The following is a 13,599-nucleotide window of genomic DNA, read 5'->3' on the forward strand; positions in this document are numbered from 1 at the left end:
TCTTTACCTCTTTTATGCTTAGAATTTTGGATTAACAATAGAAATTAGCGTACAACGCGGCAGCGCTCGGCGCGCAGAATTGCCCGCAGATCGGCGATTGCCTCGCCCAGATCATCGTTTACGATGACGTAATCAAACTGAGACTGATGGGACAGCTCCGTTTCCGCCTGTGCAAGACGGGCTGCGACCTTTTCCGAACTTTCGGTGCCGCGGCCGTGCAGACGGTTGGACAGTTCCTCCATCGAAGGCGGTGCAACAAAGACCATAATGGCATCCGGACGCTTTTTGTGAATCTGCATGGCACCCTGTACTTCGATTTCCAGAATGACATCATAGCCCTCTGCAAGCTGGTCATTGACCGGCTGTTCGGGAGTTCCGTAATAATTTCCAACATAGCAGGCATGCTCTAAAAACGCATCGTGTTCGATTTTGTTTTCAAATTCTGCCTGAGACATAAACCAATAATGTACACCGTTGACCTCACCCTCACGCGGCTGGCGTGTGGTTGCCGAGACCGATAGACGCAGCTGCGGCTCGCAAGCCAAAACCTGGCTGAGAATGGTGCCCTTTCCGGTTCCAGACGGGCCGGTGAATACAAACAATTTACCTGGATTCATTTTCATCCCCCTCATCATCATCTTCTCGTGTATCGACGCGGCCGGCAATGGTTTCCGGTTGGATTGCAGACAAGATAACGTGATCACTGTCAGTGATCAGAACGGCGCGGGTGCGTCGGCCGTAGGTGGCATCGATGACGATACCTCGGTCGCGCGCTTCCTGCACAATACGTTTGATCGGTGCGGAATCCGGACTAACAATGGCCACAAGCCGGTTGGCAGAGACCATGTTGCCGAATCCTATGTTAATCAGTTTCACTGCACTCCCCCATTTCTGTACCGCGGTGTGATTTCGGAAGATTATTCAATGTTCTGAATCTGCTCTCGGATTTTCTCGATTTCCGACTTGAGCTCAACGACGAGCTTGGACAAAGTCACGTCGTTTGCCTTGGAACCGATTGTATTGGACTCACGGTTCATTTCCTGAACCAGGAAATCCAGCTTACGGCCGATGGGCTTGTCGTCGCACAGCATCTGCTCAAGCTGGCTGAGATGGCTGCGCAGGCGTACGGTTTCCTCATCGATTGCCGTGCGATCGGCAAAGACCGCAGCTTCGGTCAGGATGCGCTGCGCATCGATCGTGGTATCGGACAGAAGCTCCTGCATGCGCTTTTCCAGCTTTTCGCGATATTCAACCGTGCGCTGGGGTGCACGTGCCTCAACCTGCTCAAGCAGGCCGATGATCGTCTGCTTACGGAAACGAACGTCATCTGCAAGCTTTTCACCTTCACGGCCACGCATGCCTTCGAATTCATCAGCTGCCAGATGGAATACAGACACAACGTCCTGCGTGAGTTTTTCCGTATCAGGCTCAGCCTGTTCTTCGGTCAGAACCTCGGGCATTTTTGCCAGCGTCAGCAGCGAGACATCATTTGCAAGTCCGGTTGCCTCGCTCAGCGAACGCAGCGCAGTCAGATAGTGCTGTGCGAGCGGGATGTTTACCTTGACGACAACATCATCGGTGGAATTGCCGATGATCTGTACAAAGATATCCACCTTGCCGCGTGCGATGCGTTCACCGGCTGCTTTCTTGAGCGCTTCTTCCAAAAAATTATAAGCGCGGGGGCACTTGACGTTTACATCGAGGTAGCGATGATTGACCGCGCGAACCTCTACCGAGATTTCGCGTCCATCAATGGCCATACGGGCACGGCCGTAGCCGGTCATACTTTTCATGATTCAATACACCCTTACTTGAAAGAATTATTTTGCAGTCGCTGTGCCAGGCCGCGCAGTCCGGGAAAAATGCGGGACAGACACAGGTCATAGTAAATCAGAATGAGATTTCCTGCGATAAAGACAATCAATGCGGTGAAATCCGATTGAATTGGGAAATTTGGCAGAAAACCGGTGCGGATGCACCAGAGTACAATCAGCACCCAAATATTTCCAAAGATCAGCTTGCACACCCAGCGCAGCACACGGCTGGGAATACGTTCAAACAGGAATCGCAGAACGGTATAGAGCCCGAACAGTCCTGCATACAAGACCGCAATTACCTTGTCCGGCAGGAGAAACAGAGAAAGTACCGAAGTTGCCGCATAGACTAGATATCCGGTTTTCTTCTGTCCGGTGAGGAAAAACAGTTCAGGGATAAAGCCGATCAACATACAAGCGGCCCAGCTGGCGATCGAGAGAAAGGTTGCAATGTATAGAAGCGCAACCGATACACCGGTCATCATGCCGCCGCGTGCAATTTGATTTGCGTGCATCAACAGCCACCGCCTCCGCAGCAGCAATTGAGCAGACAATTGAGACAGAGAAGCTGACCGCAGCAGTCACAAGCGTTGGCCGAGTTCATGGGACGATAGCCACCGTAGTTTGCGCCCATGTTGAGATTGTTGAGTGCGTTGCGGTACTCGAAGTTGTTGGGATCAAGCGTACATGCCTGCGTATAACATCGCTGTGCTTCGTCGTACCAACCCTTTCGGAAGTACACCGTACCCATGAGGAAATACCATTCGGCATCGCGGGTCGGACAGCGTCCAAGCAGTTCTTCTGCGATTGCCAAATTACCTGACGTGATGGCGCTGCGGATCTGGGCATAGATACCGGTACCGCTCTGACGTTGCTGGTAGTATTGCTGTCCCTGCTGAGACTGCGAAGAACCACCATTTTTGGCCGCATTGCGCTCGTTCATAATCATGTCGTATGCTTCGTTGATTTCTTTCATACGAGCTTCGGCAAGGTCAGCGAGCGGATTGTTTACGTAGTTATCCGGATGATACTTGCGAGCAAGTTCGCGGTATGCGCGCTTGACATCATCGTCGCTGGTCTGCGGTGTTACGCCTAATACTTTATAGGGATCCATGCGTTTCATGTCCTCCGTTTGCATGATAGGTTCCATCCAGTACCTGCCGCGTGACGAGCGGCAGTCCCAGATCGATAATATTCTCAATTAAACCCTGATCACGATACAGGGGTAAGAGCTGATATGCGGTGTGGATGTCGAGCAGAGATCGCTCCAAAGTGCGCTCCAGCGGCTGCTTCACTGAGTCGATCTCAGGTGACTGCAATTCATATCGCAGCACGATGGGGTTATAAGAGCCGGACGCAAAATCATCTTTGACATCAGCGCACGCGTCCAATAGATAAATCCATCTTCCAGTATGATAAAACATTTGGGATAAGATTCGCTGGACGTCTGACGGATAATCCGCTGGAACTGCGGCAGAGAGCAGCCGGGCAAAGGTGTCGGCTGGCCGATCGAGTGAAGGGGTCTTTGCTTGCTCCAGCGCGGTCAAATCATCCAGACAAGCGCGCATCGTGTTGTCCAGTGCAGGAAGCGCTGCCTGTGCTTTGGCATAAGCTTTGCGCATCAGACGGCGCAGTAGCCGCGCAGCAAAACGCTTATATCCAGTCTCATCCTGGACGCTGTCCTGTACCTTGTGGTAGGTTAACAGAACGCTGACATCGGCAGCATAGGATAAGGTAGACGAGGTGCATGCCACTTGCTTTTTACGAAAAGGACTGGCATCACAGCGACAGCGTTCGGTTCCGGGATCGGACGGCTGGACAGCACCGATCACAAGCGCAAAAAAAGTCATGTCATAGCTCAGAAAGTAAGTTTGCAGTCGACCATATCGGCGCTTGAGTTCGTGACATAAACCGCAATATACGGCCTGGAAGCGATCGACTTCCTTGACGCGCAATTCCGGTTTGAATGGGCGGATAAATCCGAACATGACACCTCTCCTCTGTCCGCCTGAAAGCAGGCATACCATATTCATTATATTTTACAGGATATTTTGAGAAAAAACAAGACTGCCCGGCAAAAGGCAGCCTGTGTTCAAAAAATTTTTACCCTTTTTTAATAATGGTAAAGACGATCTCACCAGAGGTCTTCATGCGATGATTGCGGCGGATTGCCACCCAAATGCCGAGTGCAAAGCCGACAACACCGGCCAAGATGGAAAAACCTTCCGAGACATGCAGCAATGCACAGATGCCATAAAAGACAAAGAACAGAATCAGCGGAATGGCATAAACAATAGCAGCCATGCCTAAAATCTGCTTGCTGGAGCCTTCTACCGTCACAATATCGCCGACTTGTGCATCCACAGAGTTGACAGCGGTTGCCTTGATGCGCTCGGTGGGCGTGCCGCAGCCGCCGCACTTTGAGCAATCATGACCGCACGCAGACTGACGCTGTACTTCAATTTCTGCTTGTGTCGGGTTCAAAATTTTTTTTACTACAGCTTTTTGTACCATGATGTTTTGTCACTCCAAGTTTTTAGGTTGCTGATGGGATTCGATAATCTGGCAGGCAGCGCGCAGACCGTCAACGGCTGCGGACATGATGCCGCCAGCATAACCAGCGCCCTCGCCGCACGGAATGATGCCGCGAACAGAAACGCTGGACAGGTTTTCCCTGCCGCGTGTCATGCGCACCGGAGAAGAGGTTCGGGTCTCTGGACCGGTGAGAACGGCATCTTTTGCACCAAACGCACGCAGTTTACGCGCGAAAACCGAAAGACCGGTGTGCATTTGCTCGTGTACGAACTGCGGGAACAGTGTATTGAGATCACAGAACTGTGTGCTGATCGGATAGGTCGGATGGACTGCACCAAAACGATGTGAGGTGCGCTTGTCCAGAAAATCACCGACCAGCTGACAGGGCGCTGCATAACTGCCGGTCATTTGATACGCGCGGCGCTCCAGCGTGCGCTGGAACGCAATACCGCCGAAGGGCGTGCCATCATCGTAGTCGGAAGGATCAACCGAGACAACAATCGCAGCATTTGCGTTTTTGCCGTCACGGGCATGATAGCTCATACCGTTTGTGACGATACTTTCCGCTTCACTCTGTGCGGCTACAACATGACCGCCCGGACACATACAGAATGAATAGCATGCACGTCCGTTCTCACGGTGCGATAAGTTGTATTCACCTGGCGGAAGCAAGGGATGTCCGGCATGTTTTCCATACAGCGCACGGTCAATTTCACTTTGCAGGTGTTCAATACGCGCACCAACCGAAAACGGCTTCGGCTCAAAGAATACGCCTTGTCTATGCAGCGCAAAGAAGGTGTCTCGCGCACTGTGACCGAGAGCAAGAATAGCGTGTTCGCAGGCGATGCTTTGATTTTCTGCATCGATTGCACAGAGCACGTCTCCCTGCTGACGAAGGCCGGTCATTGCGGTTCTGAAGTGGACTTCACCGCCCCAGGCGATGATCTGTTCACGCATATTGCGGACAACCTGCTTTAAGATATCGGTTCCAATGTGGGGCTTGGCCAGTCGGCCGATTTCTTCCGGTGCACCATGCTCCATCAGAATGTGAAGCACCTCATCGCAAAGCGGATCGTTAATGCGAGTGGTCAGCTTGCCGTCTGAATAAGCACCGGCACCGCCCTCGCCAAATTGGATATTGCTTTCCGAGCGGAAAATACCCTGCTTCCAAAATGCGTCGACATCCTGGTCGCGCTGCTCGATGGCCTCGCCGCGTTCCAGGACGATCGGACGATAGCCATACCGTGCAAGCAGGTATGCAGCGAACAAGCCTGCAGGGCCAAGACCGACAACAACCGGCCGATGTTCCATAGGAGCAGTGCCGATTTGCGGAGACAGGCGCACACAAGGCTTGTAACGGACAGAGGGCATTTGCAGCTGTGCTGCAAATGCCTCCTCATGGTCGATTCCATCAAGCAGAACCGAATATACGCGATCGATTTTTCCGCGGCGGGCATCCAGCGATACACGATAGATGGATGCCTGCGCGTCATTGGCGGTCAGTCCGCACAGAGACAATGCCTGTGCGACAGCCGCACCGCCATTTTCGTCAAACGGCAGACGGATGCCGGATACAATGATACTCACGTAGTTTCGTTTTCCTCCGTGGGAGTAGTGGTTGCGGTTTCACCAGTTTGTTTGATCTCGATGGTCACCTTTTCATCCGGGTTCAGCAGCGTGAAGCTGGAATTCGAACTTTCAAGCTGTTCACATTGCACCTCGATCGGAACCTCGTGAATACCGGGGCCGAGCTCATCGGCATTAAAGACAGCGATGACATGGAATGCATCTGCGGTCAAATTTGCCAGTGCAGCGGTCTCTGCCTGAATTCGGATATTGACCGACGTCGTGCGCAGCGTTGCGGTAAGATTGGGGTCACTGCCGCTGTTTTGCAGCGTGATTCTGGTAACAGGCATCTCGCGGGTACTCATACCAACAGCCTGAATCGTTACCTTAGCCGATGTCGCTTCGCCTTGTACACGGGTGACACCTGCGGGCAGTTCGATCGGAATGGTAATCGGATCATCTTCGTCCAGACTTACCGTGCTCAGCTGCAAATCACCGAGGCTAATCGCGGTAAGTTTGCTGATGACTTCCTCTGCACCATAGACCGCAATTTCCTGCGGATCAATGGTTGCCTTGACCGAGTTTTTGTCAACCGTATCAGAACTGATGAGGTTGATGGTCAGCGGAAGTTTTGCCACAGCATAAACCGGGATGGTTACCGAGTAGTCGTTGGGTTCGCTGGTCAGATGGGTCTGATCGACCGGCTGGTTCTTTTCATCGAGGAAGGTAAAGGATGCCAGCACACTGGTTGTCTTGGTCAGACCGGTGGAATCTTCTGCCGGAACCACAGCCGTTGCCTTGCGAATCTGGTTTACAACGGTTTTCGGACCAGTGACGCTAACCGAATCCTGTTCACCTTCGGGGTCATCGTACATATATCCAGTAGAAGGCGTGCCGTCTACCTGGATGGTAACAGGTACTTCCTTGGTGATGACTTCATCAATTACAATCTGAAATGAGTTTGGCGTAGAAATTTCTGATTCACGTACACTGGAAGAATTAACAATCAGCGTGCAGTTCGTGGACTGCGAGGACGTGTTGATCGTATAGGTGCCGGGTTTTTGGAAGTTTGCCAGATTGACACGAACTTGAATATCGTTTGTTGTCAGAGGATATAGGCTGGCATACGGGCCAGTTACCTTGACAGCGACCGTTTGGTCTTGACCTTCGATCAGGCGAAGACCATAATCATCTTCCAAAACATCTTCGTTTGTGTAAGTGATTGGAATGTTTGCAATCGTGTTCGTACGCATCAGATCATCATTGTTCGCGACAACGATGAACCAAAGCGCAATCGCCATTAAAATGGCAATCAACTTATGTGCCAAGTCGTGCTTGGTGAAAAACTCTTTTATTTTGCTCATTTAGACTTCCCCTTCCGTTCCGCCTGGGTGTTCCGTTTACGCGGCAGGAAGCCGTTGCGCTTGGGGGGCTGTTCTTCTTTTTCTTCGGGCATCAGCTCGGCAACCAGAATTTTGCGCAAGGTTTCGGGTGATAAATGACGTTTGAGCATGCCGCCGATGGCAACCGAGATTGCACCGGTCTCCTCGGATACAACGACCAGCACGGCATCGGATGCTTCGCTCATGCCCACAGCGGCGCGGTGTCTGGTGCCCAAATCGCGGGACAGATTTTGATTGCTGGAAAGCGGCAAGACACAGCCTGCTGCAAACAGGCGTGCGTCACGCACAACCAGCGCGCCGTCGTGAAGTGGTGAGTTGTGGAAAAAGATATTTTTGATTAACGGCTCAGACGGCTCAGCGTCAATGCGCGTGCCGGTCGTGATGATCTCGCTCAAACGCTCCTGGCGCTCGAAAACCATCAGCGCACCAGTGCGCGTCCAGCTCATCGATTCGCATGCCGCAACTGTCTGGTTGATGCACTGCTCGATGGCGACAACGTCCACCTCGGTACCGGTCAAAAACTTTCGCAGCTGTCCCTGACCTTTGCCGAGCTGTTCCAGCATACGGCGCAGTTCGGGCTGAAAGACAATTGCGAGGAACAATGCACCGAATGAGAAGACCTGCTGTAAGATCCACGAGACTGTATTCAGCTGTAAAGATTCCGCGACAATTTGTGCCGCGAAAATGATTAGTATGCCCTTGGCCAGACGCATTGCGCTGGTATCTTTCAGCAATTTCATACCGCGATAGATGACATAGGCAATGATACCCATGTCAATCAAGTCTTGGATAGAAATGAGTTGGATACAGCGTTGCAGGGTGCCGAGCGTCTCTAGAATCGCTTCTTGCATATTATGTAAACACCTAGATTCTATATTCCGTATCGTTAAAATTTCACATAGTTCATATACATTTTACCATATTCCTTGCAGCATGTGAATACAATTCAAAATTTTTTCACATTTTTCCAACAAGTTCCTGCAAGATTTCGGCCGTACGCTGCATTTCTAAGCGTGTATTGTAAGGGCCGACCGAGAGCCGCACCGTTCCGGTCGTCTGTGTGTGTGCACTCTGATGTGCAAGCGGTGCACAGTGCAGTCCGCCGCGTACGCAAACACCCCGATCAGCCAGCGCTTGTGCCAAAATTTCAGAGGACTGATTGGGAATGCGAATGGACAGCACGCCGGCTTGCCGTTCGGGTTCTTCGGCAGCGAATACTTCCAGATTTGGAATGGTGCGGAGCGCTGCAATACAAGTCTGAATGCAGTCCTGTTCGTGGCGATGGATTGCGTCAATTCCCTGTTCGAGTAAAAACTGCATACCAGCGTAAAGTCCGGCAATACCGGGAACATTTGGCGTGCCGCTTTCCAGGCGATCAGGCAGAAATGCGGGTTGTTCCAAACTGGACGATGCACTTCCGGTACCGCCTTGCAGGAGTGGCCGCGGCAGGTCGTCCGGATTGGATAAAATAAGCATGCCAGTGCCCTGAGGTCCTAGGAGTCCTTTGTGACCGGGCATACAGATTGCACGGAGAGAACGCAGTCTGCGCACGGAGATTGGAATGGTTCCGGCAGATTGCGAGGCGTCCAGAATCAGTGGAATTTGATAGGCTTGCAGCATGGCATCCAGCTGCTCGAGCGGGACAATGGAGCCGAAAACGTTGGAAACATGGTTTATGATAAAAATTTGAACACCGGCATCAATGGCACGTTCGGCTTCGCGCAAAAAATCGGCGATGTCAAAGAGTTTACTGCGCAAAATGCGCAGCGGACATCCCAGCGCGTGAAGCGGTCGCATGACTGAGTTGTGTTCGTAGCTGCTGACAGCTACAACGGTTGATGGGGTGCAGAACCCATGAATGGCCAGATTTAGGGCGTGTGTGGCATTCATGGTGAAGATAATTTGTTCGGGATTATCTACGGAGAATAGTTGCGCTGCGGCTTCACGACATTGATAAACCACCTCACCGGCACGCAGCGCGGGTGCATGGCCGCTGCGTGCATATCCGGCACAGGTCTTGCAGGCAGTCAGCATGGCCTGGCAGACCTCGGGCGGCTTTTGCAGTGAGGTCGCAGCCTGATCGAGATAAATCATAAAACCCTCCCAGACTGATCCATCCAAAAGTTTGGACGGACGTTGTGATTAAGACATATTTGTCGCGCCTGTTGTTCGGATTCCGGCGGAATACCGACAGCCCAAATACAGGTATGCTGCGCGTTTGCCGGTCGCGGTGGCTTTCGGAGTAATCCAGCGATACCATTTTTCGCCAGCACATTTCGACAGTGAACGGCCTGTGTTTGACCGTAAAAGACAATCCAAATCATAAAAAGATCCTCCTCATCCGAATGCTTGTGAATCATGCTATGCAGTGGGATTGAGGATTGCCAACCCTATCCGTGCGTGTTATACTGATAAAGTATTAAAATCTGGAGAGGAGTTTTAGATAGTATGGATTTGCAAATGTTAGCGTTAGATCTGGACTTCTTATCGGTTCTGCGCAATTTGGCACAACATCCACTGGTTCAAAAATATCGCAATGCGCTGCGGGCATTGTCTGGTACGCCGCATGACTTCGCCGAGGCGTATGGTGCACTGTGCGCAGAGGTCTATCAAAGTGGCGATCAGGGACAGGTGTTGCTGCGCAGTCTTCACTGTGACACCAATGCACTGACCGATACCATCGATCATCCGAGTGCAAATGTTATTTTAGCGGTATCCCATGATGTACGCACTTTGAATGATTTGCTGTCTGTCAGCGGTTCCGAGCTGTTGGATACAGCAAAATCTATTTTCGGACAGGCTCTGCCCAGCATCAGCGTCCTGCCGACATTCGCTTCCGGGTCTGCCCTCCCCTTTACGGACGGAGACGGACTGCGCGCGTATTATCAGGATAAGGGCTTTGGATTTTTTGCAGATGCGACATTCTATGCTGTGGATAAGGAAAAGATTGTACCGGTTGTACATCCCGATCCGGTACGCTTGACCGATCTTAAGGGTTATGCGCATCAAAAAGCACAGATTCTCACCAATACGCGAGCATTTCTGGCAGGCCGTGCAGCCAATAATATTCTTTTGTACGGCGATAAGGGTACTGGCAAGTCCTCTACGGTCAAGGCTGTAGTCAATGAATATGCAAAGGAAGGCCTGAAAATCATAGAGCTTTCTGTGACGCAGATTTCCATGTTCCCTGTCATCTGCACTTATGCAGCGCATAGTCCGTACAAGATTATTGTATTCTTGGATGACCTGACGTTTGAGCGAGAAGATGAGAATTTTGCAACGCTGAAAGCGTTTATTGAGGGCGGTCTGACAGGTAAGCCGGACAATTTGATTTTGTATGCGACATCTAACCGCCGCCATTTGATTCGGGAACGCTTTTCCGATCGTGAAGGTGATGATGTACATCGCCGCGATACGCTTGAGACCGTGACCTCGCTGTCCGACCGTTTCGGTCTGGAGATTACCTTCTCGGTACCGGAGCGTGACGAGTATTTGATGATCGTCGATCAGCTGGCCGAAGACTGCGGCATTGAGATGGAGGCCGAACAGCTTCACCTGCTTGCCGAACGCTTCGCTCTGCGACGCAATGGTCGTTCTCCGCGTACGGCCAGACAGTTTATTCAGATGCAGCTGGCACAGGAAATGGCATAAAAGAAAATGCCGGACGACAGATTCGTCCGGCATTTATTATACGCAAAAATAGATGGAAGAAGGTATCATAGTTTGTCGATCAGACATACCGCATGTGCGGCAATGCCCTCTTTGGCACCAGTAAAGCCTAATCCCTCTTCGGTGGTTGCCTTGACGCTGATTTGGTCGATCGATACGCCCAAAGCATCGGCAATGTTCTGACGCATCTGCAAAATGTGAGGTGCCATTTTGGGCGCTTGCGCCAGGATCGTGGCATCCAAGTTGCTCAATACCCAGCCGTTCGTCTGAAGTACGCGCCCGACTTCACGCAGCAGCGTCAGAGAGTCTGCTCCCTTGTATTTCGGGTCATTGTCGGGAAACAAATGCCCGATATCGCCGAGTGCAGCTGCACCCAACAGTGCATCCATCACAGCGTGCAGCAGTACGTCGGCATCACTGTGCCCCAAAAGTCCGGTCTCGTGCGGGATATCGACACCGCCAATGATGCATTTACGGCCAGAGACCAGTTTATGTACGTCATATCCATGTCCAATTCGCATGGTTAGTCCTCCTGATTGAGTAGTGCTTCGGCCATCGGAATATCTTCCGGGGTTGTGACTTTGAGGTTCCGATAGCTTCCGGATGTTGCAGTGACCAGCGTGCCCAGACGCTCAACGGCGGCACAGTCATCGGTGAGCGCAGCGCCGGCGGCGATGGCTTCTTTGAGCGCAGTCGAGATCAGCGCACGGTCGAAACATTGGGGGGTCTGTACAGCGGCGATGCTGTCGCGTGCCACATCGGCAATGATTTTTCCGTCAGAGATCCGCTTGATGCTGTCTTTGAGCGGAACCACGGGTGCAGCCGCGCCAGTGTCCATAGCAGCGGTAATCGCTTCTTCAATTACGGTTTGCGGAACGAGCGGCCGTGCGCCATCATGGATGGCAACATAGGCGGTATCCGGCTCACAGGTATTCAGTCCGGCAAGAACCGATTCCGGCCGGGTTTGTCCACCGCGCACAATGTGACGCACTTTCGTGCAGCCAAATTCCTGAGCCAGTTTGCCGTACGGAGCGATATCCTGTTCTCGACAAACAATGATGATGTCATCTACCAAGGGGCATTGTTCAAACGCAAGCAGGGTGCGTGCGAGAACGGGAATGCCATTCAGCGGTAACAGTAATTTATTGGTACCCATGCGGGTAGATGAGCCGGCAGCGGGGATGACAGCTGCAATACGAGGACGAACCTCCTCTTTTTTTTGTCGAAAAAACATAGAGTAAACCTCCCAAAGTACTTTATATTTTACCTTGTATGCGGAGGGAATGCAAGCCTGTTTGCCGTTCGAGTGTTAAGAGAAGGCCGATCAGACACAAGCCCCATCCGTTATGACAGATACCGGCATAGATACCAAGAAACAGGATGAGCGCAGAGAAAAAAGCTGCAAGTGCTTGTGGCAGCGGATGACCGGGAGCAAATAGACAGTCCAGCGCACGGCCGCCGTCCAGCGGCGGAATGGGCAGCAGATTAAAAATACTGAGAACCAGACTTGCACCAGCGAGTAGCTCATGGTGTAAAAGACCTGCCACAAGCCAAAGCATTAGACCGAACAAAGGGCCGCCTAGCGCGATCAAGACCTCTGACCGGACGGATAATCGTGGCAAATGATACTGCATTGCGCCGCCTGCGGCAGAAATTTCAAAACGAGTTACTGTACCATGGCACAAACGAATTACAATCCAGTGCCCTAGTTCGTGCACAGCAGCCGCGGCGAGAAAGTAAAGAAAGATGCCGTTCGGGTCGAGCAGTATAATGATGGCGAGCAGTAGCCAGAAAGAATCTTTTACACGTATTTTTGAAGTCATAAAGCGATGTAATCCTCCGGATTGAGCAGTTTCCCCGCGTACCACAGTTCAAGATGCAGGTGATATCCGGTTGCGGTACCGGTATCCCCTACGGTTGCAATGGTCTGTCCAGCTTGTATGTGCGCTCCTTCTTTAACCAGCAGCTGTTCGCAGTGAGCATAAAGCGCGCAGACCCCATCGGCGTGCTGTAAGATTAAATAATTTCCATAGCTGTCGTTTTGAGCAGCCGTACGCACAGTACTGTTAGCCAAAGCATGAATCGGACTTCCCTGCTCAGCGGCAAGATCAATCCCCTTGTGAAAACTGCTTTGTTGTCCGGTTACCGGATGAGCGCGTGGGCCGAAGGAAGAGGTTAATACAGCATTTTCAACCGGCTGGGTGTTAGATAGCGAGATTGGATATACCGCATCTGCTTCCTGAGTTGGAAAAACGCCCGCCGCAGTTGCGGCGAGCGTCTCGCTTGGTACGGATGATTCCATGACCGGTTGATTTTCCTGTGGGTTGATGGTCGGAAACCAGTCCGAAAAAACGGCTTGCAGCTGATCGGATTCCGTGAATGATCCAACTGCCTGCACAGCCTGCTCGATGGACTGATTGCCTGTGAGAAAGGTTTGTACGGCTGTCTGCACGCGTAAGAACGGTTCAAATTGTATGGTGCGCAATACAGTGACCGATAAAAAGAGGAATGCGATTCCAAGCAGGAGTTTTTCAAATCCGTTGAGCCGATTGGGCTGCTTGCGTGGCATTCCAATCCCTCCTTCCCGACTGAAAGTAGATACCATACTATAT

The 13,599-nt window shown here is 51.7% G+C and carries 17 protein-coding genes; 1 reads left to right on the plus strand and 16 read right to left on the minus strand.

Going from position 1 to position 13,599, the window contains the following annotated elements:
* Positions 1–44 precede the first annotated feature (44 nt).
* From gmk to B5D52_RS05830, 12 genes are all read right to left on the minus strand, one after another.
* On the minus strand, positions 45–623 hold the full coding sequence (gene gmk, locus B5D52_RS05775; protein ID WP_040332466.1) for a guanylate kinase: 579 nt from the start codon (positions 621–623) through the stop codon (positions 45–47).
* On the minus strand, positions 604–876 hold the full coding sequence (gene remA / locus B5D52_RS05780) for an extracellular matrix/biofilm regulator RemA (protein ID WP_040332467.1): 273 nt from the start codon (positions 874–876) through the stop codon (positions 604–606). The genes gmk and remA overlap by 20 nt, the downstream gene beginning before the upstream one ends.
* Before the next feature lie 41 nt (positions 877–917).
* Positions 918–1,793 carry a YicC/YloC family endoribonuclease gene (locus B5D52_RS05785; protein ID WP_016146666.1) on the minus strand — a complete coding sequence of 292 codons (876 nt, stop codon included), beginning with the start codon at positions 1,791–1,793 and terminating at the stop codon, positions 918–920.
* Between the two features lie 14 nt (positions 1,794–1,807).
* A complete protein-coding gene (locus tag B5D52_RS05790; protein WP_016146667.1) occupies positions 1,808–2,329 on the minus strand; it encodes a hypothetical protein in 522 nt (173 codons plus the stop codon).
* Positions 2,329–2,937: a J domain-containing protein gene (locus B5D52_RS05795; protein WP_242825608.1), complete on the minus strand. Its 609-nt coding sequence runs from the start codon at positions 2,935–2,937 to the stop codon at positions 2,329–2,331. The genes B5D52_RS05790 and B5D52_RS05795 overlap by 1 nt, the downstream gene beginning before the upstream one ends.
* Entirely contained in the window at positions 2,915–3,802 is an 888-nt protein-coding gene (locus B5D52_RS05800) for a DUF5685 family protein (RefSeq protein ID WP_016146669.1), read from the minus strand. Before B5D52_RS05800 ends, B5D52_RS05795 begins: the two co-directional genes overlap by 23 nt.
* Positions 3,803–3,917: 115 nt before the next feature.
* Complete coding sequence (locus B5D52_RS05805) at positions 3,918–4,298, minus strand: SoxR reducing system RseC family protein (RefSeq protein ID WP_162608069.1); 381 nt, start codon at positions 4,296–4,298, stop codon at positions 3,918–3,920.
* 39 nt (positions 4,299–4,337) lie between these two features.
* On the minus strand, positions 4,338–5,936 hold the full coding sequence (locus tag B5D52_RS05810; RefSeq protein ID WP_016146671.1) for an NAD(P)/FAD-dependent oxidoreductase: 1,599 nt from the start codon (positions 5,934–5,936) through the stop codon (positions 4,338–4,340).
* The gene (locus B5D52_RS05815) at positions 5,933–7,279 is read right to left on the minus strand and encodes a CdaR family protein (protein ID WP_016146672.1); all 1,347 of its coding nucleotides are present in this window, start codon (positions 7,277–7,279) and stop codon (positions 5,933–5,935) included. Before B5D52_RS05815 ends, B5D52_RS05810 begins: the two co-directional genes overlap by 4 nt.
* Entirely contained in the window at positions 7,276–8,169 is an 894-nt protein-coding gene (gene cdaA, locus B5D52_RS05820; protein ID WP_016146673.1) for a diadenylate cyclase CdaA, read from the minus strand. The genes B5D52_RS05815 and cdaA overlap by 4 nt, the downstream gene beginning before the upstream one ends.
* 106 nt (positions 8,170–8,275) lie before the next feature.
* The gene (locus B5D52_RS05825; RefSeq protein WP_016146674.1) at positions 8,276–9,412 is read right to left on the minus strand and encodes an aminotransferase class V-fold PLP-dependent enzyme; all 1,137 of its coding nucleotides are present in this window, start codon (positions 9,410–9,412) and stop codon (positions 8,276–8,278) included.
* Entirely contained in the window at positions 9,409–9,642 is a 234-nt protein-coding gene (locus tag B5D52_RS05830; RefSeq protein WP_040332469.1) for a hypothetical protein, read from the minus strand. The genes B5D52_RS05825 and B5D52_RS05830 overlap by 4 nt, the downstream gene beginning before the upstream one ends.
* 124 nt (positions 9,643–9,766) lie before the next feature.
* Here B5D52_RS05830 and B5D52_RS05835 point away from each other — a divergent pair, with 124 nt between their 5' ends.
* On the plus strand, positions 9,767–10,969 hold the full coding sequence (locus B5D52_RS05835) for an ATP-binding protein (RefSeq protein ID WP_016146675.1): 1,203 nt from the start codon (positions 9,767–9,769) through the stop codon (positions 10,967–10,969).
* Positions 10,970–11,034: 65 nt separating this feature from the next.
* Here the strand turns inward: B5D52_RS05835 and ispF are convergent, their stop codons facing one another.
* From ispF to B5D52_RS05855, 4 genes are read right to left on the minus strand one after another with little or no spacing between them, the layout of a single operon-like run.
* Entirely contained in the window at positions 11,035–11,508 is a 474-nt protein-coding gene (gene ispF / locus B5D52_RS05840) for a 2-C-methyl-D-erythritol 2,4-cyclodiphosphate synthase (protein WP_016146676.1), read from the minus strand.
* 2 nt (positions 11,509–11,510) lie between these two features.
* Complete coding sequence (gene ispD, locus B5D52_RS05845; protein WP_016146677.1) at positions 11,511–12,221, minus strand: 2-C-methyl-D-erythritol 4-phosphate cytidylyltransferase; 711 nt, start codon at positions 12,219–12,221, stop codon at positions 11,511–11,513.
* A gap of 22 nt (positions 12,222–12,243) precedes the next feature.
* The gene (locus tag B5D52_RS05850) at positions 12,244–12,810 is read right to left on the minus strand and encodes a metalloprotease (RefSeq protein WP_016146678.1); all 567 of its coding nucleotides are present in this window, start codon (positions 12,808–12,810) and stop codon (positions 12,244–12,246) included.
* Positions 12,807–13,556 carry a M23 family metallopeptidase gene (locus B5D52_RS05855; RefSeq protein WP_016146679.1) on the minus strand — a complete coding sequence of 250 codons (750 nt, stop codon included), beginning with the start codon at positions 13,554–13,556 and terminating at the stop codon, positions 12,807–12,809. The genes B5D52_RS05850 and B5D52_RS05855 overlap by 4 nt, the downstream gene beginning before the upstream one ends.
* Positions 13,557–13,599: the final 43 nt, after the last annotated feature.

The sequence above is a fragment of the Butyricicoccus pullicaecorum DSM 23266 genome (assembly GCF_900167005.1).
GTDB classification, from domain to species: Bacteria; Bacillota; Clostridia; order Oscillospirales; family Butyricicoccaceae; genus Butyricicoccus; species Butyricicoccus pullicaecorum.